Here is a 22,243-nt window from a genome sequence, read left to right on the forward strand (position 1 = left end):
GTGCCCTATGCGCAACGAAGAACTCAAGACAGTGTTCGACCGACACGCGGTCAGCTACGACAAGCAATGGGAAAGGATGGCGCCAATTCGCGCCGCCCTGTATTTGCTGCTCGAATCCCTGTTCACCGATCTGCCAGACAATGCCCGAATACTCTGCGTCGGCGTAGGCACGGGAGCGGAACTTGCCCATCTGGCGGAGCGCTTCCCCGGCTGGCATTTCACCGCTGTCGACCCTTCGGGCGCCATGCTTGACGTCTGTCGCCAGAAAGCCGTGGAGAATGGCTTCTTAGAGCGCTGCCATTTTCACGAAGGCTACCTTGATACGCTCATTGCCGAGGCCAACTACGAAGCGGCTACCTGCTTGCTGGTATCCCAATTCCTGTTAGAAGAAAGTGCCCGCACCGCGCTCTTTCGCGAGATTGCCCGCCGCCTTAAACCCCACGGACTACTGGCCAACGCCGACCTCGCCTCTGACACCGCATCGCCTGCCTATGAGGTGTTATTACGCAGCTGGATGACATTGATGTCCGCCGATGGTCCTCAGCCAGAAGTGCTTGAGCGAGCTCGGACAGCCTACGCCACTAGTGTTGCGGTCCTGCCTGCCCCAAAGGTCGCAAGCCTTATCGAGGCCGCCGGGTTTGACGCCCCTGTGCAGTTCTTTCAGACGGGGTTGATGCATGGATGGTTTTGTAAGCGGTTGGCTGCGCTCGAGTGAGTTGGAAGCAACATGAGAGAGCGAAACAACGAAGTGTCGGATGGGGCTGTCAGTCACTGGGCGCGCGCAACTCGCGAGCTGACGTCGCCTTGCGCCTTTGCCTACAACTACGCCAGAATCCGCCGGCTTGTCCGCCTTGGGTTGCGTCGGTAGTTTGGACCTGTCACTGCTCATCAGTGATCGGGTTTAGCAGCTCGCGGTGAAACAGGTTGTGCAAGGCGTCATCCAGTCAGGACTCCCGTCCTGCATTCGATGGCGGCTGTGCGCAGGGCGTCCCCGGACGCGCCGGCTTCTTGTTTCCCCGGTCTGCTAACCTGCGTACAGCTGCCTCCCATCGTTTAGCAGCGAGTGGGGGATGGCTCCAACCACAGGAAGCAAGACGATGGCAAAAGAGACTCCGAATCCCCCTGAAACGAACGAACACGTCTCCCGTGCTCAGTCTGCCCGCAACAAGAAAAACGATGACGCTGCCACGCGAGCGTTGGATTTTTACCTGAAACCCAAGCCTAAGGGCGAAACGTCTGACAAGACGGACTCTATTTTACGGATTGATCCGGAGGTGGATTCTGAGTGCTTGCTGGCGAATCTTAGTGAGAACCTGGCTTCTGCGAATGCCATGATCAGTGATTTGGCGTTTGATCTGGATGGGTCGAGGCGGCGGATTGCGTTGGGGATTTTGCAGGTGATTGAGGTGAGTGAGCTGTTGGCGAGTCGGGCGTTGGATATTGTTGAGGTGAGGTAGCCGAGACGCTCGCCCATGACGGGAAAGGCCTGGCAGGGCTTGGCCTTTCTTGTTCTAAGAAGGGGAGGTACTGTTCACTTGCCCGCTATTTAATCGGCGCCAACCCCTCCAAACGCCGAACCCACTCATCAAACCGCCTGCACTGCAACCGAATCGCCGGCAACCCAATCTCAATCGCTGCCAGCGAACCATGCAACGGTTTGTCATACCCTTCATATAGCTTCAGCAGTCGCTTGCTCGGCGCTGTAACGGGACTGTTGTTGATGCTTTCAGGCGTATCAAATGCATTGCGTATATGCAGGAACTTATCCTCAAGCGCTGGCTGGTTGATTCCCGTGGCTAGTCCCTTGGGGCAACTGAACAGCAGTCCTTCGAATTCGTACATCTGGACATAAGGAATGAATCTGCGTAACGCGTCCTCGCCGAGCTTGAGTTGAAGTTTTTCCATCATCGCATTCAGCAAGCAGTTGGCTTTGCCGTCCATGGTGTCTTTGCCGTTGGCGTCGGCCTTGCCGGGAAACTCTTCGGGCAGGCCGTAGAAGTCGAAGAAGGTGGTGCAATAGGCATGGCGGTCGCCGAGCAGGCGTTTTTCCAAGTCGGTGAGAAGACGCTCGAAGCGGACGTTGCCGCCCTTATGGCCTGGTTTGCCAATCAGCGAAGGTGTTAGGTAGATATCCAGGTAATGAAAAGTCTGGGCAAGCACCTCGTTGATGAACATTTCCTCCGTTTGGCCTTCGCAGATGACATGCACTCGAATCATTTACGCGGCCTCCCGCCGAGTATGTTTTTCTCCCATAGCTCACCCACCGAATAGTCTTCCAGCCAGGCTTCGAACTGTTCCTCATCCAACCTCTTGAAAACTGTGGCACCTTGCTCGCGCTCGACAATGATCAGGTCGCTGATTGAAAACTCGTTCACCAGGGGGACGGACTGGGTCGAGACAATCACTTGCATTCTTTTCGAGGCCGATCGAAGCAGTGAGCCCAGCAAAGTAATGGCGTACGGATGCAGGCCCAGTTCCGGCTCATCGATGATGATGGTGGATGGCGGTTCCGGTTGTAGCAGTGCAGTGACCAGGCAAATGAAGCGGATCGAACCATCCGAAAGCTGGCTGGGCCAGAAGATGTAGTCACTGTCGTTCTGACGCCATTGCAAGTTGATCAGCTCTTCTTCCGTGCTCAGGCGAAGGGGCTTGAGCACGAAGTCGTCAAAAAACGGAATCGCCAATTGAATGGTCTTGCGAATCTGTTCGTAGACGTCCGGTGCTTCCAGCGTCAGGCGATAAAGGTAGGCCGCCAAGTTTGACGCGTCTGGGCGCAGGTAGTCGTTGATGTGGACGGGGCCACGGCGCTTGACGCTTGCGGTGTCGCTGGTGTCATGGAAGTGGAAGACTTTCCAGCTGGAAATCGATTCGTAGCAGTAAGCGACGACATCGTTTTTGTAAGAGGCGTAAGAGCGCTTGGAATTGAATGCTTCTTTAAGTTTCGCTTCTTGATGTCCCGAACCGAGAGGTATCCATTGCTCTCCGTACCGGGGACCGTCGAAGAAAAGTTGTTCATTCGAAAATACGAAGTCACCGTCCAGCGTTGGTTCTAGCTCAAACCGATAGCCATTCAGGCCAAACTGGACGAAAGATTCGATTTTCCGAGTTTCTTTCACGCCGAAACTGACAATACGATCCGCCGAGCCTTGTTGAATGGTCCAGGTTTTTAGGCGCTGCTCCATCATTTCGCCAAGCATACGGAAGTAGGAGACGAAGCTGCTCTTCCCGGCACCGTTGGCGCCCAGCAGGACGTTCAGGCTGCCAAGCTCCAGGCCGTCCAGATTCTTTATGGACTTGAAGCCTTTGATCGTCAGCCGGTCGATGGCGTTTTTTTTGCTCATTGATGCGAGATTCCTTTGGCGGCACTGTCTGTGAACCGCAGGCCGCTGTCATGGATAGCTTTCGAAGTTTGCCACTGATCTCAGTGGCTGGCTCGTTTCATCCTAACCCTAATCTTTTCCAGCTAATACCGGTGCTTGAACCAGGCCGTTCACTGGATATCTTTCAGGTAGCCGTTGAGCACCGCCAGCGGTTCTCCAAGCTCTTCCATTGTCCGGGCGGCGCGTACTTCCCGCGCCAGACGTTCCAGTTCTCGTCCCAACGCCGTATCCACGCCGCCAACAGCTCCCAAAGCCGAGTCTAGGCAGCGCTCTACCTTGCCTTGAACTCCCACCAAATCCCCCCGCCTTACCAACAACCCAAAAACCTCCCGATCACACCCACCCATCAACGGATCATCCCGCAAAATCGGACTATGCCCCTCCGTCTCGTAAGCCAGCTTCAGCGAGTAAAGAGCAACCGTTTCCAGCAGCAATTCCATGGGGTGAAATCCTTCGTGACTGGGTGAGGAGGGTGGGGTGGAGTTGGGTGGGTTGTGCATGTCTTGGTGATGGATGACCTGGAGTATCGGTGAGGGCAGTGACTTTTTTGTGAGGGCTTTGCGCTCAAGCGGGAGCGAGCTTCCTCGCTGCGGGTTTCTCCTTGCCCCGGGTTCATCGTTGCCAGGGGATTCCTTATCATCCGCAGGTTTGTGTTTGGGGCCGCTTTGCGGCCCAGCGGGGATGAATCCCCTCGCCACAAAAACGGGGCGGGGGAGGGCTTGGATCTGCTTCGAACACGGCCAAAACCACTTTCCTCCAGGCGAAAAAAAAGACCTTGAATTTCAAGGTCTTTCTTTAAGATGGTGCCCCGAGGGAGACTCGAACTCCCACTCCTTTCGAAAACGGATTTTGAATCCGCCGCGTCTACCAATTCCGCCATCAGGGCTCAATGGCGGCGAAGTATAGAGAGGTGACTACCGTTGGTCAATCACGTTTCATGGTCAATTTTTGATATTTCCGCTAGACTTTCCGGCCCTGCTAGACGAACCCCATCATGCGTGTTGCTGACTTTACTTTCGAACTCCCGGATTCGCTGATCGCTCGCCACCCGCTGGCCGAGCGTCGCGCCAGTCGACTGTTGACCCTGGACGGGGTCACCGGTGCCATGGCTCACCGTCAATTCACTGATTTGCTCGAGCATTTGCGCCCGGGCGATTTGATGGTGTTCAACAATACCCGGGTGATTCCGGCGCGGTTGTTTGGCCAGAAGGCCTCCGGCGGCAAGCTGGAGATTCTGGTGGAGCGGGTGCTGGACAGTCATCGCGTGCTGGCCCATGTGCGCTCCAGCAAGTCGCCCAAGCCGGGTTCGTCGATCTTGATCGACGGCGGTGGCGAGGCGGTGATGGTGGCGCGGCATGATGCGTTGTTCGAGCTGGCGTTTGCCGAAGAGGTGCTGCCGCTGCTCGACCGTGTCGGGCACATGCCGTTGCCTCCTTATATAGATCGCCCGGACGAAGGTTCGGACCGCGAGCGTTATCAGACCGTGTACGCCGAGCGCTTGGGGGCGGTGGCGGCGCCGACGGCGGGGCTGCATTTCGATCAGCCATTGCTGGAGGCGATTGCCGCCAAGGGCGTCGAGACCACGTTCGTAACGTTGCACGTCGGCGCCGGCACGTTCCAGCCGGTGCGTGTGGAGCGCATCGAAGACCATCACATGCACAGCGAATGGCTGGAAGTCAGCCAGGACGTGGTCGATGCCGTGGCGGCCTGTCGCGCCCGCGGTGGGCGGGTGGTGGCGGTGGGGACCACCAGCGTGCGGTCCCTGGAAAGCGCCGCTCGCGATGGCGTGCTCAAGCCGTTCAGCGGCGACACCGACATCTTTATCTACCCGGGCCGGCCGTTCCATGTGGTCGATGCCCTGGTCACCAACTTTCATTTGCCCGAGTCCACGCTGTTGATGCTGGTTTCGGCGTTCGCCGGTTATCCCGAAGCCATGGCCGCCTACAAGGCCGCCGTCGAGCATGGATACCGCTTTTTCAGCTACGGTGATGCGATGTTCATCACCCGTAACCCCGCGCCACGCGGGCCCGAGGAAACCGTATGAGTCGCACCTGTCGCATGTCCTTCGAGTTGCTGGCCACCGATGGCAAGGCGCGTCGTGGTCGCCTGACCTTCCCCCGCGGTACGGTGGAAACCCCGGCGTTCATGCCGGTGGGCACCTACGGCACGGTCAAGGGCATGCTGCCACGGGACATCGAGGCGATTGGCGCCGAGATCATCCTCGGCAATACCTTCCACCTGTGGCTGCGCCCGGGCATGGAAGTGATCAAGGCCCACGGCGACCTGCACGATTTCATGCAGTGGAAAGGCCCGATCCTGACCGACTCCGGCGGCTTCCAGGTGTTCAGCCTTGGTGCGATGCGCAAGATCAAGGAGGAGGGTGTGACCTTCGCCTCGCCGGTGGACGGTTCCAAGGTGTTCATGGGGCCGGAAGAGTCGATGCAGGTCCAGCGCGACCTGGGCTCGGACATCGTGATGATCTTCGACGAATGCACGCCGTACCCGGCCGATGAAGACGTGGCGCGGGTGTCCATGGAGCTGTCGTTGCGCTGGGCCCAGCGTTCCAAGAACGCCCACGGCGATAACACCGCGGCGCTGTTCGGCATCGTCCAGGGCGGCATGCACCAGGACCTGCGCATGCGCTCGCTCGAAGGCCTGGACAAGATCGGCTTCGACGGCCTGGCGATTGGCGGCCTGTCGGTGGGCGAACCCAAGCACGAAATGATCAAGGTGCTCGACTACCTGCCGGGCCAGATGCCCGCTGACAAACCTCGTTACCTTATGGGCGTTGGCAAACCGGAGGATCTGGTTGAGGGTGCGCGCCGCGGGGTGGACATGTTCGATTGCGTGATGCCAACCCGTAATGCCCGCAATGGGCATCTGTTCATCGACACGGGCGTGCTGAAGATCCGTAACGCGTTTCATCGCCATGATGATTCGCCGCTGGATCCGACGTGCGATTGCTACACCTGCCAGAACTTCTCCCGCGCTTATCTGCATCATTTGGACAAGTGCGGCGAAATGCTCGGCAGTATGCTCAATACCATCCACAATTTGCGCCATTATCAGGTGCTTATGGCTGGTTTGCGCGAGGCTATCCAACAGGGTACATTGGCCGCCTTTGTCGAGGCCTTCTATGCCAAGCGCGGGTTGCCTGTACCGCCCTTGGACTGAGTTTTCCGATCCTAAGATTCAATACTTGCAACTGGAGTGCTAAATGAGCTTTTTTATCTCTAACGCCATGGCTGATGCCGCTGCTCCCGCAGCCGCGCCTATGGGTGGCGGTTTCGAGTGGATTTTCCTGGTCGGCTTCCTGGTTATCTTCTACCTGATGATCTGGCGTCCACAGGCCAAGCGCGCCAAGGAGCAGAAGAACCTGCTCGGCAGCTTGCAGAAGGGCGACGAAGTGGTCACCACCGGCGGCATCGCTGGCAAGATCACCAAAGTGGCGGATGACTTCGTGGTACTGGAAGTGTCCGACACTGTTGAAATGAAGTTCCAGAAGGGCGCTATCGCGGCCACGCTGCCAAAAGGCACGCTGAAAGCGATCTAAGGTTTCAAACTTCTCTTCAATCGACGGGGCGCGCAAGGCGCCCCGCGTCATAAGCGGGCGGCGTGATGCTGAACAAATACCCTCTGTGGAAATATGTACTGATCCTGGCGGTGCTGGCGATCGGTCTGATTTATTCCGCTCCCAATCTCTACCCGGATGACCCGGCCATTCAGGTCAGTGGCGCAAGCACGGCCTTGCAGGTGACCCAGGCGGATCTGGATCGTGCGAGCGCGGCGCTCAAGACCTCCGGTATCGAGGTCAAGGCCTCGTCGGTTGCCGCTGGCGGCAAGGGCGGCCTGTTGCGCCTGGTCAAGGCTGAAGATCAACTGCCAGCCAAGGACGTGGTGCGCAAGGCGCTGGGCGACGATTACGTCGTAGCCTTGAACCTGGCCCAGACCACCCCGCAATGGCTGCGCAAGCTCGGCGCGCATCCGATGAAGCTGGGCCTGGACTTGTCCGGCGGTGTGCACTTCCTGCTGGAAGTGGACATGGACAAGGCCCTCGACGCGCGGATGAAAGTCTACGAAGGCGACGTCAAGAGCCTGCTGCGCAAGGAACGTGTGCGCTATCGCAGCCTGCCGGCCTTCAACGGTGCGATTCAGCTGGGCTTCAGCGATGAAGATACCCGCGAGCAGGCCCGTGCGCTGATCCGCAAGACCTTCAACGATTTCGACATTGTGCCGGCCGACCTCAATGGTCAGGCGGTGCTGCGTCTGGCGATGACCCCGGCCAAGCTGGCGGAAATCCGCGAATACTCCATCAAGCAGAACTTGACCACCGTGCGTAACCGGGTCAACGAGCTGGGCGTGGCCGAACCGATCGTGCAGCGCCAGGGCGCCAACCGCATCGTGGTCGAGCTGCCAGGCGTGCAGGACACCGCCGAAGCCAAGCGTATCCTCGGCAAGACCGCCAACCTGGAGTTCCGCCTCGGTGCCGAACCCGGCGCGTCCAAGGCCGCTTCCGAGAGCTTCGAGTTCCGCGAGGGCAACCGTCCGCCGGCGCAGATCGAGCGTGGCTTGATCATCACCGGTGACCAGGTGACCGACGCCAAGGCGAGCTTCGACGAGCACGGTCGTCCGCAGGTGAACATCCACCTCGACGGCCACGGCGGCGAGCTGATGAGCCGCGCCACGCGCAGCAACGTCGGGCGCAGCATGGCGGTGATCTTCATCGAGCAGAAGCCGATCACCACCTACACCAAGCAGGTGGTCGACGGCGTCGAGAAAGACGTCGCCGTGCAGGCGTTCAAGGAAGAGAAGAAGATCATCAGCCTGGCGACCATCCAGTCGCCGCTGGGCAGCCAGTTCCGCATCACCGGCCTGAACGGCCAGGGCGAAGCCTCCGAACTGGCCCTGCTGCTGCGTGCCGGTGGCCTGGCCGCGCCGATGTACTTCGCTGAAGAGCGCACCATCGGCCCGAGCCTGGGCGCCGACAACATCACCAAGGGTATCGACGCCTCGCTGTGGGGCATGCTGTTCGTGTCGCTGTTCATCATCGCCATCTACCGCTTCTTCGGCATCATCGCCACCGTCGCGCTGGCGGTGAACATGGTGATGCTGCTGGCCTTGATGTCGCTGCTGGGGGCTACGCTGACCCTGCCGGGCATCGCCGGTATCGTATTGACCATGGGCATGGCGGTGGACGCCAACGTGCTGATCTTCTCGCGGATACGTGAAGAGATCGCCGCGGGCATGTCGATCCAGCGGGCAATCAACGAAGGCTTCGGCCGGGCATTCACCGCGATTCTCGACGCCAACCTGACCACGTTGCTGGTCGGCGGGATTCTCTTCGCCATGGGCACCGGCCCGGTCAAGGGCTTCGCAGTGACCATGTCCCTCGGGATCTTTACCTCGATGTTCACGGCCATCATGGTGACCCGCGCAATGGTCAACCTGATCTTTGGCGGACGTGACTTCAAGAAGTTGTGGATTTAAGGGGCTGCCATGTTACGTACAATCAACTTCATGGGCGTTCGCAATGTTGCGTTCGGCATCACATTGTTCCTTACCGTGCTGGCGTTGTTCAGCTGGGCCACCAAGGGCCTGAACTACGGCCTGGACTTCACCGGCGGTACGCTCATCGAGCTGACCTACGAGCGTCCGGCCGACGTCACCAAGGTGCGTGAGCAACTGGCGAGCTCGGGCTACGGCGAAGCCATCGTGCAGAGCTTCGGTGCAACCACCGACCTGCTGGTGCGCATGCCGGGTGAAGACCCGCAGCTGGGCCACCAGGTGGCCGAGGCCTTGCAGAAGGCCGGCGGCGACAACCCTGCACAGGTCAAGCGCGTCGAGTTCGTCGGCCCGCAAGTGGGTGAAGAGCTGCGCGACCAGGGCGGCCTCGGCATGCTCATGGCGCTGGGCGGCATCCTGATCTACCTGGCCTTCCGCTTTCAGTGGAAGTTCGCGGTGGGCGCCATTGTCTCGCTGATCCACGACGTGATCGTGACCGTGGGCATCCTGTCGTTCTTCCAGATCACCTTCGACCTGACGGTGCTGGCGGCGGTGCTGGCGATCATCGGCTACTCGCTCAACGACACCATCGTGGTGTTCGACCGGGTGCGTGAGAACTTCCGCGTACTGCGCAGGGCGTCGCTGATCGAGAACATCAACATCTCGACCACCCAGACCCTGTTGCGGACCATGGCGACGTCGATCTCCACGCTGTTGGCGATCGCGGCGCTGCTGTTCTTCGGCGGCGACAACCTGTTCGGTTTCTCCATCGCGCTGTTCATCGGTGTGTTGGCGGGGACCTACTCGTCGATCTACATCGCCAACGTGGTGCTGATCTGGCTGAACCTGAACACCGAGGACCTGATTCCTCCTGCGGCCACCGAGACGGAAGTGGACGACCGCCCATAAGGCCTGTCTCCGTCCGTCACGACCTGGAAGGCGCGAGTTGAACTCGCGCCTTTTTTTATGCTCCAAGGCTGGGAGAAGCGCGGATTAATCCGCTTGTGATGGTCAGGAGGTTCAAGTGAACAAATCGATGCTGGTTGGTGCGGTATTGGGTGCTGTCGGTGTAACTGCCGGTGGTGCGGTCGCGACCTACAGCTTGGTAAAAAGTGGCCCTGAGTATGCGCAAGTACTGGCCGTGGAACCGGTCAAAACTCAAATCAAGACTCCGCGTGAAGTGTGCAAGGACGTCACCGTGACCCGGCAGAAGCCGGTCCAGGACCAACACCAGATCGCCGGCACCGTGATCGGCGCCCTGGCCGGTGGCCTGCTGGGCAACCAGGTCGGCGGCGGCACCGGCAAGAAAATCGCCACCGTGGCAGGTGCGGCGGGCGGCGGCTATGCCGGTAACAAGATTCAGGAAGGCATGCAGGAACGCGACACGTACACCACCACTCAGACTCGCTGCAACACGGTCAATGACATCAGCGACAAGGTGGTCGGCTACGACGTTCGCTACATGCTTGACGGCAAGGAAGGCAAGGTCCGCATGGACCGCGACCCGGGTAACCAGATCCCGGTGAGCAAGGACGGCCAACTGATCCTGGGCCAGAATCAACCGGCACAGTGATCTGAATGATCTGAGAAAGCACCCTTCGGGGTGCTTTTTTTAGGTTCGCATTTTATGCCCCCACCCAAATCTCCGGTGGGATGACTATGAGAATGATTGTGGGAATGGTGGTGGGAGCAAAGCTTGCTCGCGATGCAGTGGCACACCCAGCAGAGAAACCACCTGACCCACCGCTGTCGCGAGCAAGCTTTGCTCCCACAGTCTTTCTCCCGCAGTGGTTCGGGTGTGCTCAGAATCCGGGCATAAAAAAGCACCCCGAAGGGTGCTTTCTCTGTAGCCGGTTACTTAACGCTTCAACGAAGCCGGCAAGTGCGGCTGGATAGCTGTCAGCACAGCCTTGAAGCATTTGGTATTGCCGGCAACGATGTGGCCTTTTTCGAGGAAGTCGTGGCCGCCGGTGAAGTCGCTCACCAAGCCGCCGGCTTCCTGGATCAGCAGGGCGCCAGCCGCCATGTCCCACTCGGACAGGCCCGACTCCCAGAACGCATCGAAACGGCCCGCGGCCACATAGGCCAGGTCCAGGCTGGCGGCGCCGGCGCGGCGGATGCCGGCGGTCTGGCCGACCAGGGCGCGGAACATGCCCAGGTAGTTGTCCAGGTTGTCCATCTGGTCGTCACGGAACGGGAAGCCGGTACCCAGCAGGGCGCCGTCCAGGCTGGTGCGGCCGCTGACGCGCAGGCGACGACCGTTCAGCTGGGCGCCACGGCCACGGCTGGCGGTGAATTCTTCCTGGCGAACCGGGTCCAGCACGACAGCGTGTTCCAGGCGACCACGGTATTTGCAGGCGATGCTGACAGCGAAGTGAGGAATGCCGCGCAGAAAGTTGGTGGTGCCGTCCAGCGGATCGATGATCCACAGGTACTCTTCGCCTTCGATGCCGGTGCCGGCGTGCATGCCGGTCTCTTCACCCAGGATGGAGTGGTTCGGGTACGCCTTGCGCAGGGCGTCGACGATCTTCTGTTCGGCGGCGCGATCCACCTCGGACACGTAGTCCTTGGCGTCTTTTTCGTCGACCTTGATGGTATCCAGGCGCTCGATGGAGCGGAAGATCAGTTCACTGGCGCTGCGGGCGGCGCGCAGCGCGATATTCAGCATGGGCTGCATGGATGTGTCACCTAAGGTTGTTAAAGAAAGCCGCGCATTCTATCAGAAAGTTTTCCGAGGAGAAGGTTGGTGTTCGCTTTCATAGCTTAACGGTAGGTGCTTATGTAAGATTTGCTCCCTTTATCGTGTTCGAGAGCGCCTCCCTTGTTGCAGAACATTCGTGTCGTCCTGGTCAATACCAGCCATCCGGGTAACATCGGCGGAGCTGCGCGGGCCATGAAGAACATGGGCCTGTCGCGGCTGGTGCTGGTCGAGCCGCGCTTGTTTCCCCATCACGAAGCCGACGCGCGGGCGTCCGGCGCCGATGACATCCTGGCCGGTGCGCAAGTGGTCGCCAGCCTGGAAGACGCCCTGGTGGGGTGCAACCTGGTGCTCGGCACCAGCGCCCGCGACCGACGCATCCCCTGGCCGCTGCTCGACCCCCGCGAGTGCGGGACCAAAGTCATCGAGGAAGCCGCGCAGGGCAGCGAGATCGCCCTGGTGTTTGGCCGTGAAGACTCCGGCCTGACCAACGAAGAGCTGCAGCGATGTCACTTTCACGTGCATATTCCTTCCGACCCGACGTTCAGTTCCCTGAACCTCGCGGCGGCGGTGCAGGTGTTGGGTTATGAAGTGCGCATGGCCTGGCTGGCAGCCGAAGGCCAGCCAAGCAAGGTGGAAAAAACCGAGGTCACGTCGCCGCGCAGTGAAACACTGGCGACGATGGACGAGCTGGAACGTTACTTTGAACACCTGGAGCAGACCCTGGTGGACATCGAGTTCCTCGACCCGGACAAGCCAAGGCACTTGATGGCGCGCCTGCGTCGGTTGTACGGACGAAGCTCGGTCAGCCGGGCGGAGATGAATATATTGCGCGGCATCCTCACGGAAACCCAGAAAGCGGCCCGTGGCGAGCTGATTAAGCGGAAGAAATAAAATGTTCGAACGTTTGCGTGAAGATATCCAGAGCGTTTTCCATCGTGACCCGGCGGCGCGCAATGCCTTTGAAGTACTGACCTGCTACCCGGGGATGCACGCCATCTGGCTGCATCGCCTGTCCGGCGCCTTGTGGAACATGGGCTGGAAGTGGCTGGCGCGGCTGGTCTCGAATTTCGGGCGCTGGCTGACCGGGATCGAGATCCATCCGGGCGCCAAGGTCGGGCGGCGATTCTTCATCGACCACGGCATGGGCATCGTCATTGGTGAAACCGCCGAGATCGGTGATGACGTGACCCTCTATCAGGGCGTGACGCTCGGCGGCACCAGCTGGAACAAGGGCAAGCGCCACCCGACCCTGGAAGACGGCGTGGTGGTGGGCGCCGGCGCCAAGGTGCTCGGGCCGTTCACGGTGGGGGCGGGGGCGAAAGTCGGCTCCAACGCCGTGGTGACCAAGGCCGTGCCGCCGGGGGCGACCGTGGTCGGCATTCCGGGGCGGATCATCGTCAAGTCCGACGACGAGCAGGATGCCCGGCGCAAGGCCATGGCCGAGAAGATCGGCTTCGATGCCTACGGTGTCGGTGAAGACATGCCCGACCCGGTAGCGCGCGCCATCAACCAGTTGCTCGATCACCTGCAAGCCGTCGATGGGCGCCTGGAGGGGATGTGCGACGCCCTGAAGGACCTGGGCAGTAACTACTGCGCCAAGGACCTGCCTGAACTGCGCGAAGAAGACTTCGCGTGTGTGAAGGACAAGGATGAGACCCAGGCCAGCTGAACCGAGGCGCCTGCATCGCGGGCAAGCCTTGCTCCCACAAAAAACCTGGTTCTCACAAAAAAGCCTTGCTCCACAGGAACCTGTTTCACAGGAGCCCTGTGGGAGCAAAGCTTGCTCGCGATGAACGATAACGCGGTATGGCTGGCCGCAACGGACCAGCCTTTGCTATCATGCGCGCGCTCTTTCGCGGGTAAACCCGAGTAACCCACTAGGTCTTATACTTGACTTAAATACTCGGGAATTGCATACTCGCCCCCATTCCGAACTCCGTGGTAATTGTCCATGCGACTGACTACAAAAGGCCGATACGCCGTGACCGCGATGCTGGATCTGGCATTGCACGCGCAGCACGGGCCGGTGTCCCTGGCCGATATCTCCGAGCGCCAGGGCATTTCCCTGTCTTATCTTGAGCAGCTTTTCGCCAAGCTGCGCCGCAGCAACCTGGTCTCCAGCGTGCGCGGCCCCGGCGGCGGCTACCAGCTGTCCCGTGACATGCAAGGCATCCAGGTCGCCCAGGTGATCGATGCCGTGAACGAATCGGTCGATGCGACCAAGTGCCAGGGGCTGGGCGATTGCCATGGTGGCGATACTTGCCTGACCCATCACCTGTGGTGCGACTTGAGCCTGCAGATCCACGAGTTTCTGAGCGGTATCAGCTTGGCCGACCTTGTTACCCGCCGTGAGGTGCAAGAGGTCGCCCAGCGTCAGGACCAGCGCCGTTGCAATGGCAAGGCGCCGCACCTGGACAAGATTGAAGCGTCCGCCGTCGAATGACCGCCGCAGAGCACGCGGAACGCCAGCCAGCCTGATTTAGGAGAGAGTCCATGAAATTGCCGATTTACCTTGATTACTCTGCGACCACCCCGGTTGATCCGCGTGTCGCGCAAAAGATGAGTGAATGCCTGCTGGTCGACGGAAACTTCGGTAACCCGGCGTCCCGCTCCCACGTGTTCGGCTGGAAGGCCGAGGAATCGGTCGAGAACGCCCGTCGCCAGGTCGCCGACCTGGTCAACGCCGACCCGCGTGAAATCGTCTGGACCTCCGGTGCCACCGAGTCCGACAACCTGGCAATCAAGGGTGTCGCGCATTTCTACCACACCAAGGGCAAGCACCTGATCACCTCCAAGGTCGAGCACAAGGCTGTCCTGGACACCATGCGCCAACTGGAGCGTGAAGGCTTCGAAGTCACCTACATCGAGCCTGGCGAAGACGGTTTGATCACTCCGGCCATGGTTGAAGCCGCGCTGCGCGACGACACCATCCTGGTTTCGATCATGCACGTGAACAACGAGATCGGCACCATCAACGACATCGCCGCCATCGGCGAACTGACCCGCTCCAAGGGCGTGCTGTTCCATGTCGATGCGGCCCAGTCCACCGGCAAGGTCGAGATCGACCTGGCGAAGCTGAAGGTCGACCTGATGTCGTTCTCGGCCCACAAGACCTACGGCCCCAAAGGCATCGGCGCGCTGTACGTGAGCCGCAAGCCGCGTGTGCGCATCGAAGCGACCATGCACGGTGGCGGCCACGAGCGTGGCATGCGTTCCGGCACCCTGGCGACCCACCAGATCGTCGGCATGGGCGAAGCGTTCCGCGTCGCCAAGGAAGACATGGCCGCCGAGAATGTCCGCATCAAGGCCCTGAGCGATCGTTTCTTCAAGCAGGTCGAGCACCTCGAAGAACTCTACGTCAACGGCAGCATGACCGCCCGCGTCCCGCACAACCTGAACCTGAGCTTCAACTACGTTGAAGGCGAGTCGCTGATCATGGCGCTCAAGGACCTGGCCGTGTCGTCCGGTTCGGCCTGCACCTCGGCCTCGCTCGAGCCTTCTTACGTCCTGCGCGCCCTGGGCCGCAACGACGAACTGGCCCACAGCTCGATTCGCTTCACCTTCGGCCGCTTCACCACCGAAGAGGAAATCGATTACGCCGCGCAGAAAGTCTGCGAGGCCGTCACCAAGCTGCGCGCCTTGTCGCCGCTCTGGGACATGTACAAAGACGGCGTCGACATCTCGAAAATCGAGTGGGCTGCGCACTGAAGAAGTCGCCACCAGAGCGGCTCACTGATGAGGATTGAAGCAAATGGCATATAGCGAAAAGGTCATCGACCACTACGAGAACCCGCGCAACGTCGGCAAGATGGACGCGCAGGATCCTGATGTCGGCACCGGCATGGTCGGCGCCCCGGCGTGCGGCGACGTGATGCGCCTGCAGATCAAGGTCAACGAGCAAGGCATCATCGAAGACGCCAAGTTCAAGACCTATGGCTGCGGCTCGGCCATCGCCTCCAGCTCCCTCGCCACCGAGTGGATGAAGGGCAAGACCCTGGACGAAGCCGAAACCATCAAGAACACCCAGCTGGCCGAAGAACTGGCCCTGCCGCCAGTGAAGATCCACTGCTCGGTACTCGCCGAAGACGCCATCAAGGCCGCCGTTCGCGACTACAAGCAGAAGAAAGGCTTGATCTGATCCGCGCATTGGTAAGGAGTTTTCATGGCTATCCAGATGACAGAAGCGGCAGCTAAGCATGTGCAGCGTTCCCTCGCGGGACGTGGCAAGGGCGAGGGTATCCGCCTGGGTGTTCGCACCACGGGCTGCTCTGGCCTTGCCTACGTGCTCGAATTCGTCGACGAAGTGGGTGAAGACGACCAGGTGTTCGAGAGTCATGGTCAGAAAGTGATCATCGACCCCAAGAGCCTGACGTACCTGGACGGCACCGAGCTGGATTTCGTCAAGGAAGGGTTGAACGAAGGCTTCAAGTTCAACAACCCCAACGTGCGCGGTGAATGTGGCTGCGGCGAAAGCTTCAACATCTGAGGCGGCTCGTGGGAACTCCTTGTCATTTTGCCTTGTTCCAGATGCAGCCTGCGTTCCAGCTGGACCTCGATGAGCTGTCCGCGCGCTACCTGGAATTGGCCCGTGGTGTCCACCCGGATCGGTTTGCCGATGCCTCCGAAGCCGAGCAGCGCCGGGCGCTGGAGCAGTCTGCCAACCTCAATGAGGCCTACCAGACGCTCAAGCATCCGGCCAAGCGCGCGCGTTACCTGCTGGCCATCAGCGGCCACGAGTTGCCCCTGGAAGTCACGGTCCACGACCCCGAGTTTCTCCTCCAGCAGATGCAATGGCGCGAAGAGCTCGAAGACCTTCAGGACAGCGCCGACCTGGCCGGTGTCGCGGCCTTCAAGCGCCGCCTCAAAGACGCCCAGCACACCTTGAACGAAAGCTTCGCAGCCTGCTGGAACGATGCCGCGCAACGCGAACAGGCCGAACGCCTGATGCGGCGCATGCAGTTCCTCGACAAGCTCACCTACGAAGTGCGCCAGCTGGAAGAGCGCCTCGACGATTAACCCAGTGCCGCTCCGGTCGCACGCCTGATTACAGATAAGTCCTGATTACGATGGCCCTACTGCAGATCGCCGAACCCGGCCAAAGTCCACAACCCCACCAGCGTCGCCTGGCAGTGGGAATCGACTTGGGTACTACCAATTCCCTGGTCGCTGCCTTGCGCAGCGGTCTTTCCGAACCGCTGGCGGACGAGCAGGGGCAGGTGATCCTGCCGTCCGCCGTCCGCTACCACGCCGACCGTGTCGAAGTGGGCGAATCGGCCAAGCTGGCCGCCGCGACCGATCCGCTGAACACCATCGTGTCGGTCAAGCGCCTGATGGGGCGTGGCCTGGCCGACGTCAAGCAATTGGGCGACCAACTGCCGTACCGCTTTGTCGGTGGCGAATCCCACATGCCGTTCATCGACACCGTGCAGGGCCCGAAAAGCCCCGTGCAGGTGTCGGCCGACATCCTCAAGGTGTTGCGCCAGCGGGCCGAAGCCGCATTGGGTGGCGAACTGGTGGGCGCGGTCATCACCGTCCCGGCCTATTTCGACGATGCCCAGCGCCAGGCTACCAAGGACGCGGCCAAGCTGGCCGGCCTCAACGTGCTGCGCCTGCTCAACGAGCCGACCGCCGCGGCGGTGGCCTACGGCCTCGACCAGCACGCCGAAGGCCTTGTCGCGATCTACGACCTGGGCGGCGGTACGTTCGATATCTCCATCCTGCGACTGACCGGCGGTGTCTTCGAAGTCCTGGCCACCGGCGGTGACAGCGCCCTGGGCGGTGACGACTTCGACCACGCCATCGCTGGCTGGATCATCGAGCAGGCGGGCCTGTCCGCCGACCTGGATCCGGGCGCGCAACGCCATCTGCTGCAAACCGCCTGCGCCGCCAAGGAAGCCCTGACCGACGCCGACAGCGTCGAAGTGCGCTACGAAGGCTGGAGCGCCGTGCTGAGCCGCGAGGCCTTCGATGCCCTGATCGAGCCGATGGTCGCCCGCAGCCTCAAGGCCTGCCGCCGCGCCGTGCGTGACTCGGGTGTCGAACTCGAAGACGTCAAGGCCGTGGTCATGGTCGGTGGCTCGACCCGCGTGCCTCGGGTTCGCGAAGCCGTGGCCGAGGCCTTTGGCCGCCAGCCGCTGACCGAAATCGACCCGGACCAGGTGGTCGCCATCGGCGCCGCGATCCAGGCCGATACCCTGGCCGGCAACAAGCGTGACGGCGGCGAGTTGTTGCTGCTCGATGTGATTCCATTGTCCCTGGGCCTGGAAACCATGGGCGGCCTGATGGAGAAGGTGATCCCACGCAACACCACCATCCCCGTCGCCCGCGCCCAGGACTTCACCACCTATAAAGACGGCCAGTCGGCCATGATGGTCCACGTGCTGCAAGGTGAGCGCGAGCTGATCAGCGACTGTCGTTCCCTGGCGCGCTTCGAATTGCGTGGCATCCCGCCGATGGTGGCCGGTGCCGCGAAGATCCGCGTGACTTTCCAGGTCGATGCCGACGGCTTGCTCAATGTCACCGCCCGCGAGCTGGGTTCGGGTGTCGAGGCGAGCATCCAGGTCAAGCCGTCCTACGGCCTGACCGACGGCGAGATCGCGCGGATGCTCAAGGACTCGTTCCAGTACGCCGGCGACGACAAGGTGGCCCGCGTGCTGCGCGAGCAGCAAGTCGATGCCCAGCGCCTGATCGAAGCGGTGCAGGGCGCCCTGGAAGCCGATGGCGATCGCTTGCTCGATGCCGAAGAGCGCATGGTCATCGAGTTGCAGATGCAGGAACTGTCCGAATTGATCAAGGGCACCGATGGCCATGCCATCGAGCAGCAGACCAAGCGTCTGTCGAGCGTCACCGATGCCTTTGCTGCCCGCCGCCTGGACTCGACGGTCAAAGCCGCCCTGGCGGGGCGCAACCTGAATGAAATCGAGGAATAACTGATGCCGCAGATCATTTTTCTGCCACACGCCGAGCATTGCCCGGACGGTATGGTGGTCCAGGCCGAAACCGGCAAGTCGCTGCTGGAAGTGGCCCACGACAACCACATCGAGATCGAAAGCGCCTGCGGCGGCGTTTGTGCCTGCACCACGTGCCATTGCATCATTCGCGAAGGGTTCGACTCGCTGAACGAAGCCGACGAACTCGAAGAGGACTACCTGGACCGCGCCTGGGGCCTGGAGCCGACATCGCGCCTGACGTGCCAGGCCAAGGTCGGCACCGAGGACCTGGTGGTCGAGATTCCGAAATATTCGCTTAACCATGCGGCCGAAGCGCCGCACTGATGGTGATACTGTCATGAGCTATGGTTGGACTGATGTACTACGCATCGCAGAAGAACTGGCCGAAGCCAAGCCGGACGTGGATCCGAACGCTGTGAATTTTGTCGATTTGCAGCGCTGGATCATGGAACTACCCGGTTTCGACAATACCTCTGGCCGTTGTGGCGAGAAGGTCCTGGAGGCTGTCCAACAGCTCTGGATCGAAGAAATCGACTGATCGACCTGGCAGGTTAGGCAATACCCCTGAACCCGCGTATAATTCGCGGGTTTAATTTTTCGCAAATTACCGTTTCTGGAGTTACACCATGGCTGTTCAACGTACTTTCTCCATCATCAAGCCTGACGCCGTTGCTAAAAACGTGATCGGCAAGATCGTTACCCGCTTCGAAGACGCTGGCCTGCGCGTTGTAGCTTCGAAAATGAAGCAACTGTCCAAGGCCGAGGCCGAAGGCTTCTACGCCGAGCACAGCGAGCGCGGTTTCTTCGGTGAACTGGTTGCCTTCATGACTTCCGGCCCGGTTGTCGTTCAGGTGCTGGAAGGCGAAAACGCCATCGCTCGCAACCGTGAGCTGATGGGCGCTACCAACCCTAAGGAAGCCGCTGCCGGCACCATCCGTGCTGACTTCGCCGAATCCATCGACGCCAACGCCGTCCACGGTTCGGACTCCGAAGCCGCCGCTGCTCGCGAAATCGCTTACTTTTTCTCCGCTACTGAAGTAACCACTCGCTAAGCCCAGGCTTTTGAGTGAAGGTGAATCCATGACTACATCGAACGGCAAAACCAACCTGCTGGGCCTGACCCAGCCGGAAATGGAGAAATTTTTCGACTCGATCGGGGAGAAGCGTTTCCGTGCCGGCCAGGTGATGAAATGGATTCACCACTTTGGCGTCGACGATTTCGACGCCATGACGAATGTCGGCAAGGCCTTGCGCGAAAAGCTCAAGGCGGTTGCCGAGATTCGCGGCCCCGAAGTGGTCAGCCAGGACATCTCCAGCGACGGCACCCGCAAGTGGGTGGTGCGCGTGGCGTCCGGCAGCTGCGTCGAGACCGTCTACATTCCCCAGGGCAAGCGCGGCACCTTGTGCGTTTCGTCCCAGGCAGGCTGTGCCCTGGATTGCAGTTTCTGCTCCACCGGCAAGCAAGGCTTCAACAGCAACCTCACCGCCGCCGAAGTGATCGGCCAGGTGTGGATTGCCAACAAATCCTTTGGCAGCGTCCCGGCGACCGTCGACCGTGCCATCACCAACGTGGTGATGATGGGCATGGGTGAGCCGCTGCTGAACTTCGACAACGTCGTTTCCGCCATGCACCTTATGATGGACGACCTGGGCTACGGCATCTCCAAGCGCCGGGTGACCCTGTCCACCTCCGGCGTGGTGCCAATGATCGATGAGCTGGCCAAGCACATCGACGTCTCCCTGGCGTTGTCGCTGCACGCACCCAATGACGCATTGCGTAACCAATTGGTGCCGATCAACAAGAAGTATCCGCTTAAGATGCTGCTCGAGTCGTGCCAGCGCTACATGTCGTCCCTGGGCGAAAAGCGCGTGCTGACCATCGAGTACACCCTGCTCAAGGATGTGAACGACAAAGTCGAGCATGCGGTCGAGATGATCGAACTGCTCAAGAACATCCCGTGCAAGATCAACCTGATCCCGTTCAACCCGTTCCCGCATTCCGGCTACGAGCGTCCTAGCAACAATGCGATCCGGCGCTTCCAGGATCAGCTTCACCACGCTGGCTTCAACGTCACCGTGCGCACCACCCGCGGCGAAGACATCGATGCCGCGTGTGGTCAATTGGTAGGACAGGTGCTGGATCGCACCCGTCGCAGCGAACGCTACATCGCCGTGCGCGAGTTGAACGCCTCCGACGATGTGGCGCAGAACGCTGCGAACAGTCACTAAGAGAGGAACTCTATGTCCCTGCGCTTCGCGCTCATCCTGCTGTTGGCCGGGCTGTGTTCCGGTTGTGTCCTGTCGGGCGACTACAACCCGATGAAGACCAGCAAGGGGCGCGATGAGGCGCGGGCGGCCTATGTGCAATTGGGCATCGGCTACCTGCAGCAGGGCATGACCGAACGGGCCAAGGTCCCGCTCAAGAAAGCCCTGGACCTGGACGACAGCGACGCCGACGCCAATGCGGCCCTGGCACTGGTGTTCCAGGCCGAACTGGAGCCGGAGCTGGCCGACCAGCATTTTCGCAAGGCTCTGTCGGCGCGGCCCCAGGATGCCCGGATCCTGAACAACTACGGCGGTTTCCTCTACGAACAGAAACGCTACAAGGAAGCCTATGAGCGCTTCGAGCAGGCCGCCGCCGACACCCTTTACCCGGAACGTTCGCGGGTATTCGAGAACCTCGGCATGACGGCCGCGCAATTGGGCCAGCGCGACCTGGCCCGCCAGCAACTGGAAAAGGCCCTGCGCCTCAACCGCCAGCAACCGCGAGCCTTGCTGGAAATGGCTGAGTTGTCCTACGAAGACAGGCATTATGTGCCGGCGCGTGACTACTACGAGCGTTTTAGCCTGCTCAGCGAGCAAAATGCACGTAGTCTATTGCTCGGTGTTCGGCTGGCACATGTGTTTGACGATCGCGACAAGGCTGCAAGTTATGGCCTGCAACTCAAAAGACTCTATCCCGGTACGCCGGAATATCAGCAATACCTGTCGGAGCAATGATGAAAGCGGCGCATCCCGAAGTTGTAGCAGCGACTCGCGTAAATCCCGGTGAGACCCTGCGTCAAGCCCGCGAAAGCAATGGTTGGTCGCTGGCCGAAGTGGCCCACAAGCTCAATCTCACCGTGACTTCCCTGAGCAACCTGGAAGCGGGCGCGTTCGACAAGCTGCCCGGGCACACCTTCGCCCGTGGCTATATCCGCGCCTATGCCAAGTTGCTCGGCATGGACCAGACCGTCCTGGTCCAGCAATTCGATCAATACACCGGTTCCGACGCCCAGGGCAGCAACGTGCACAGCCTGGGCCGCATCGAAGAGCCGGTTCGCGTTTCCCACACGATCCTGCGAATCGTCAGCCTGTTGTTGCTGATCGCGGTGATCGGCGGCGGTTTCGTCTGGTGGCAGGACCAGACGTCGTTGCGCAATAAAGAACCGGTGGCCATGAACCCGGAGCACGTCGAGGTCGAAGGTGCCGACGGCACGACCCAGATCCATCCGCTGGACGAGCCGGAAGACCAGGCCGTCGTGGAAGGCCAGGCCGAAGGCGAAACCAACCTGGCGCTGCCCCAGGCCCAGGACAGTGTCGACGCCGAAGCGGGTGCCGAGCCAGCGGCCCCGACCACCACCGCACCGGTTGCTCCGGCGCCCGCCACGCCTGCGCCGGCAGCGCCCATCGCGGCCGCACCGGCTGCGCCGGCCACGCCTGCGCCAACC

26 protein-coding genes and 1 tRNA gene are annotated in these 22,243 nt (G+C 60.7%); 22 read left to right on the plus strand and 5 right to left on the minus strand.

The genetic code is table 11. From position 1 onward, the window contains the following. Window positions 1–7: 7 nt before the first annotated feature. Both Q6A48_RS11135 and Q6A48_RS11140 read left to right on the plus strand, forming a co-directional pair. Entirely contained in the window at window positions 8–715 is a 708-nt protein-coding gene (locus Q6A48_RS11135; protein ID WP_304554164.1) for a class I SAM-dependent methyltransferase, read from the plus strand. A 382-nt stretch (window positions 716–1,097) separates the two neighbouring features. After that, complete coding sequence (locus Q6A48_RS11140; protein WP_304554165.1) at window positions 1,098–1,457, plus strand: DUF6124 family protein; 360 nt, start codon at window positions 1,098–1,100, stop codon at window positions 1,455–1,457. Between the two features lie 85 nt (window positions 1,458–1,542). Here Q6A48_RS11140 and Q6A48_RS11145 read toward each other — a convergent pair whose 3' ends face one another. The 4 genes from Q6A48_RS11145 to Q6A48_RS11160 all read right to left on the minus strand — a co-directional run bounded on the left by Q6A48_RS11145 (window position 1,543) and on the right by Q6A48_RS11160 (window position 4,266). After that, on the minus strand, window positions 1,543–2,217 hold the full coding sequence (locus Q6A48_RS11145; RefSeq protein WP_304554166.1) for a DUF4276 family protein: 675 nt from the start codon (window positions 2,215–2,217) through the stop codon (window positions 1,543–1,545). Further along, on the minus strand, window positions 2,214–3,341 hold the full coding sequence (locus Q6A48_RS11150) for an AAA family ATPase (protein ID WP_304554167.1): 1,128 nt from the start codon (window positions 3,339–3,341) through the stop codon (window positions 2,214–2,216). The genes Q6A48_RS11145 and Q6A48_RS11150 overlap by 4 nt, the downstream gene beginning before the upstream one ends. A 149-nt stretch (window positions 3,342–3,490) precedes the next feature. After that, window positions 3,491–3,820 (minus strand): hypothetical protein, encoded by a 330-nt coding sequence (locus tag Q6A48_RS11155; protein WP_304554168.1) that lies wholly within the window; start codon window positions 3,818–3,820, stop codon window positions 3,491–3,493. Window positions 3,821–4,181: 361 nt separating this feature from the next. Beyond that, window positions 4,182–4,266 (minus strand) — tRNA-Leu (locus tag Q6A48_RS11160). A 108-nt stretch (window positions 4,267–4,374) separates the two neighbouring features. On the opposite strand from Q6A48_RS11160, the gene queA reads away from it, so the two are divergent. From queA to Q6A48_RS11190, 6 genes are all read left to right on the plus strand, one after another. Further along, the gene (gene queA, locus Q6A48_RS11165) at window positions 4,375–5,424 is read left to right on the plus strand and encodes a tRNA preQ1(34) S-adenosylmethionine ribosyltransferase-isomerase QueA (protein ID WP_304554169.1); all 1,050 of its coding nucleotides are present in this window, start codon (window positions 4,375–4,377) and stop codon (window positions 5,422–5,424) included. Between the two features lie 14 nt (window positions 5,425–5,438). Beyond that, window positions 5,439–6,554, plus strand: a complete 1,116-nt coding sequence (gene tgt / locus Q6A48_RS11170) for a tRNA guanosine(34) transglycosylase Tgt (RefSeq protein WP_304554190.1) — start codon at window positions 5,439–5,441, stop codon at window positions 6,552–6,554. 43 nt (window positions 6,555–6,597) lie between these two features. Next, window positions 6,598–6,933 (plus strand): preprotein translocase subunit YajC, encoded by a 336-nt coding sequence (yajC, locus tag Q6A48_RS11175; RefSeq protein ID WP_024777037.1) that lies wholly within the window; start codon window positions 6,598–6,600, stop codon window positions 6,931–6,933. Between the two features lie 65 nt (window positions 6,934–6,998). Then, window positions 6,999–8,867 (plus strand): protein translocase subunit SecD, encoded by a 1,869-nt coding sequence (gene secD, locus Q6A48_RS11180; protein WP_304554170.1) that lies wholly within the window; start codon window positions 6,999–7,001, stop codon window positions 8,865–8,867. A gap of 9 nt (window positions 8,868–8,876) precedes the next feature. Next, on the plus strand, window positions 8,877–9,791 hold the full coding sequence (secF, locus tag Q6A48_RS11185; protein WP_304554171.1) for a protein translocase subunit SecF: 915 nt from the start codon (window positions 8,877–8,879) through the stop codon (window positions 9,789–9,791). Between the two features lie 115 nt (window positions 9,792–9,906). Further along, the gene (locus Q6A48_RS11190; RefSeq protein ID WP_304554172.1) at window positions 9,907–10,455 is read left to right on the plus strand and encodes a glycine zipper 2TM domain-containing protein; all 549 of its coding nucleotides are present in this window, start codon (window positions 9,907–9,909) and stop codon (window positions 10,453–10,455) included. Between the two features lie 285 nt (window positions 10,456–10,740). Here Q6A48_RS11190 and suhB read toward each other — a convergent pair whose 3' ends face one another. Beyond that, window positions 10,741–11,559, minus strand: coding sequence for a type III secretion system regulator SuhB (gene suhB, locus Q6A48_RS11195; RefSeq protein WP_003185165.1), 819 nt, complete (start codon window positions 11,557–11,559; stop codon window positions 10,741–10,743). A gap of 144 nt (window positions 11,560–11,703) precedes the next feature. On the opposite strand from suhB, the gene trmJ reads away from it, so the two are divergent. From trmJ to Q6A48_RS11265, 14 genes are all read left to right on the plus strand, one after another. Next, complete coding sequence (trmJ, locus tag Q6A48_RS11200) at window positions 11,704–12,474, plus strand: tRNA (cytosine(32)/uridine(32)-2'-O)-methyltransferase TrmJ (RefSeq protein WP_304554173.1); 771 nt, start codon at window positions 11,704–11,706, stop codon at window positions 12,472–12,474. 1 nt (window position 12,475) lies between these two features. Continuing rightward, the gene (gene cysE, locus Q6A48_RS11205) at window positions 12,476–13,252 is read left to right on the plus strand and encodes a serine O-acetyltransferase (protein WP_304554174.1); all 777 of its coding nucleotides are present in this window, start codon (window positions 12,476–12,478) and stop codon (window positions 13,250–13,252) included. A 282-nt stretch (window positions 13,253–13,534) separates the two neighbouring features. Then, entirely contained in the window at window positions 13,535–14,026 is a 492-nt protein-coding gene (iscR, locus tag Q6A48_RS11210) for a Fe-S cluster assembly transcriptional regulator IscR (protein ID WP_024777044.1), read from the plus strand. Window positions 14,027–14,076: 50 nt separating this feature from the next. Then, window positions 14,077–15,291 (plus strand): IscS subfamily cysteine desulfurase, encoded by a 1,215-nt coding sequence (locus Q6A48_RS11215; protein ID WP_304554178.1) that lies wholly within the window; start codon window positions 14,077–14,079, stop codon window positions 15,289–15,291. A 43-nt stretch (window positions 15,292–15,334) separates the two neighbouring features. Beyond that, on the plus strand, window positions 15,335–15,721 hold the full coding sequence (gene iscU, locus Q6A48_RS11220) for a Fe-S cluster assembly scaffold IscU (RefSeq protein ID WP_003185157.1): 387 nt from the start codon (window positions 15,335–15,337) through the stop codon (window positions 15,719–15,721). A gap of 24 nt (window positions 15,722–15,745) precedes the next feature. Next, window positions 15,746–16,069, plus strand: coding sequence for an iron-sulfur cluster assembly protein IscA (gene iscA, locus Q6A48_RS11225; protein WP_030139597.1), 324 nt, complete (start codon window positions 15,746–15,748; stop codon window positions 16,067–16,069). A gap of 8 nt (window positions 16,070–16,077) precedes the next feature. Continuing rightward, window positions 16,078–16,599: a co-chaperone HscB gene (hscB, locus tag Q6A48_RS11230; RefSeq protein ID WP_304554181.1), complete on the plus strand. Its 522-nt coding sequence runs from the start codon at window positions 16,078–16,080 to the stop codon at window positions 16,597–16,599. Between the two features lie 50 nt (window positions 16,600–16,649). Then, entirely contained in the window at window positions 16,650–18,512 is a 1,863-nt protein-coding gene (gene hscA / locus Q6A48_RS11235) for a Fe-S protein assembly chaperone HscA (protein WP_304554182.1), read from the plus strand. Window positions 18,513–18,515: 3 nt separating this feature from the next. Next, entirely contained in the window at window positions 18,516–18,857 is a 342-nt protein-coding gene (fdx, locus tag Q6A48_RS11240) for an ISC system 2Fe-2S type ferredoxin (RefSeq protein ID WP_304554183.1), read from the plus strand. 13 nt (window positions 18,858–18,870) lie between these two features. Continuing rightward, entirely contained in the window at window positions 18,871–19,071 is a 201-nt protein-coding gene (iscX, locus tag Q6A48_RS11245; protein WP_304554184.1) for a Fe-S cluster assembly protein IscX, read from the plus strand. 88 nt (window positions 19,072–19,159) lie between these two features. Further along, entirely contained in the window at window positions 19,160–19,585 is a 426-nt protein-coding gene (gene ndk, locus Q6A48_RS11250) for a nucleoside-diphosphate kinase (RefSeq protein WP_042727994.1), read from the plus strand. Between the two features lie 28 nt (window positions 19,586–19,613). Then, on the plus strand, window positions 19,614–20,762 hold the full coding sequence (gene rlmN, locus Q6A48_RS11255) for a dual-specificity RNA methyltransferase RlmN (protein ID WP_304554185.1): 1,149 nt from the start codon (window positions 19,614–19,616) through the stop codon (window positions 20,760–20,762). A gap of 12 nt (window positions 20,763–20,774) precedes the next feature. Continuing rightward, a complete protein-coding gene (gene pilW / locus Q6A48_RS11260; RefSeq protein WP_304554186.1) occupies window positions 20,775–21,533 on the plus strand; it encodes a type IV pilus biogenesis/stability protein PilW in 759 nt (252 codons plus the stop codon). Then, the coding region (locus Q6A48_RS11265; protein WP_304554187.1) for a helix-turn-helix domain-containing protein at window positions 21,533–22,243 on the plus strand (711 nt) is incomplete at its 3' end. The genes pilW and Q6A48_RS11265, both read left to right, overlap by 1 nt.

The organism is Pseudomonas citrullilanati (assembly GCF_030580855.1).
Lineage (GTDB): Bacteria > Pseudomonadota > Gammaproteobacteria > Pseudomonadales > Pseudomonadaceae > Aquipseudomonas > Aquipseudomonas citrulli.

Bases quoted from the DNA above. Each gene is read 5' to 3' on its own strand.
- Q6A48_RS11135 (WP_304554164.1), top strand. From the start codon at position 8: ATGCGCAACGAAGAACTCAAGACAGTGTTCGACCGACACGCGGTCAGC.
- Q6A48_RS11140 (WP_304554165.1), top strand. From the start codon at position 1,098: ATGGCAAAAGAGACTCCGAATCCCCCTGAAACGAACGAACACGTCTCC.
- Q6A48_RS11145 (WP_304554166.1), bottom strand. From the start codon at position 2,217: ATGATTCGAGTGCATGTCATCTGCGAAGGCCAAACGGAGGAAATGTTC.
- Q6A48_RS11150 (WP_304554167.1), bottom strand. From the start codon at position 3,341: ATGAGCAAAAAAAACGCCATCGACCGGCTGACGATCAAAGGCTTCAAG.
- Q6A48_RS11155 (WP_304554168.1), bottom strand. From the start codon at position 3,820: ATGGAATTGCTGCTGGAAACGGTTGCTCTTTACTCGCTGAAGCTGGCT.
- queA (WP_304554169.1), top strand. From the start codon at position 4,375: ATGCGTGTTGCTGACTTTACTTTCGAACTCCCGGATTCGCTGATCGCT.
- tgt (WP_304554190.1), top strand. From the start codon at position 5,439: ATGTCCTTCGAGTTGCTGGCCACCGATGGCAAGGCGCGTCGTGGTCGC.
- yajC (WP_024777037.1), top strand. From the start codon at position 6,598: ATGAGCTTTTTTATCTCTAACGCCATGGCTGATGCCGCTGCTCCCGCA.
- secD (WP_304554170.1), top strand. From the start codon at position 6,999: ATGCTGAACAAATACCCTCTGTGGAAATATGTACTGATCCTGGCGGTG.
- secF (WP_304554171.1), top strand. From the start codon at position 8,877: ATGTTACGTACAATCAACTTCATGGGCGTTCGCAATGTTGCGTTCGGC.
- suhB (WP_003185165.1), bottom strand. From the start codon at position 11,559: ATGCAGCCCATGCTGAATATCGCGCTGCGCGCCGCCCGCAGCGCCAGT.
- cysE (WP_304554174.1), top strand. From the start codon at position 12,476: ATGTTCGAACGTTTGCGTGAAGATATCCAGAGCGTTTTCCATCGTGAC.
- iscR (WP_024777044.1), top strand. From the start codon at position 13,535: ATGCGACTGACTACAAAAGGCCGATACGCCGTGACCGCGATGCTGGAT.
- Q6A48_RS11215 (WP_304554178.1), top strand. From the start codon at position 14,077: ATGAAATTGCCGATTTACCTTGATTACTCTGCGACCACCCCGGTTGAT.
- iscU (WP_003185157.1), top strand. From the start codon at position 15,335: ATGGCATATAGCGAAAAGGTCATCGACCACTACGAGAACCCGCGCAAC.
- iscA (WP_030139597.1), top strand. From the start codon at position 15,746: ATGGCTATCCAGATGACAGAAGCGGCAGCTAAGCATGTGCAGCGTTCC.
- hscA (WP_304554182.1), top strand. From the start codon at position 16,650: ATGGCCCTACTGCAGATCGCCGAACCCGGCCAAAGTCCACAACCCCAC.
- fdx (WP_304554183.1), top strand. From the start codon at position 18,516: ATGCCGCAGATCATTTTTCTGCCACACGCCGAGCATTGCCCGGACGGT.
- iscX (WP_304554184.1), top strand. From the start codon at position 18,871: ATGAGCTATGGTTGGACTGATGTACTACGCATCGCAGAAGAACTGGCC.
- ndk (WP_042727994.1), top strand. From the start codon at position 19,160: ATGGCTGTTCAACGTACTTTCTCCATCATCAAGCCTGACGCCGTTGCT.
- rlmN (WP_304554185.1), top strand. From the start codon at position 19,614: ATGACTACATCGAACGGCAAAACCAACCTGCTGGGCCTGACCCAGCCG.
- pilW (WP_304554186.1), top strand. From the start codon at position 20,775: ATGTCCCTGCGCTTCGCGCTCATCCTGCTGTTGGCCGGGCTGTGTTCC.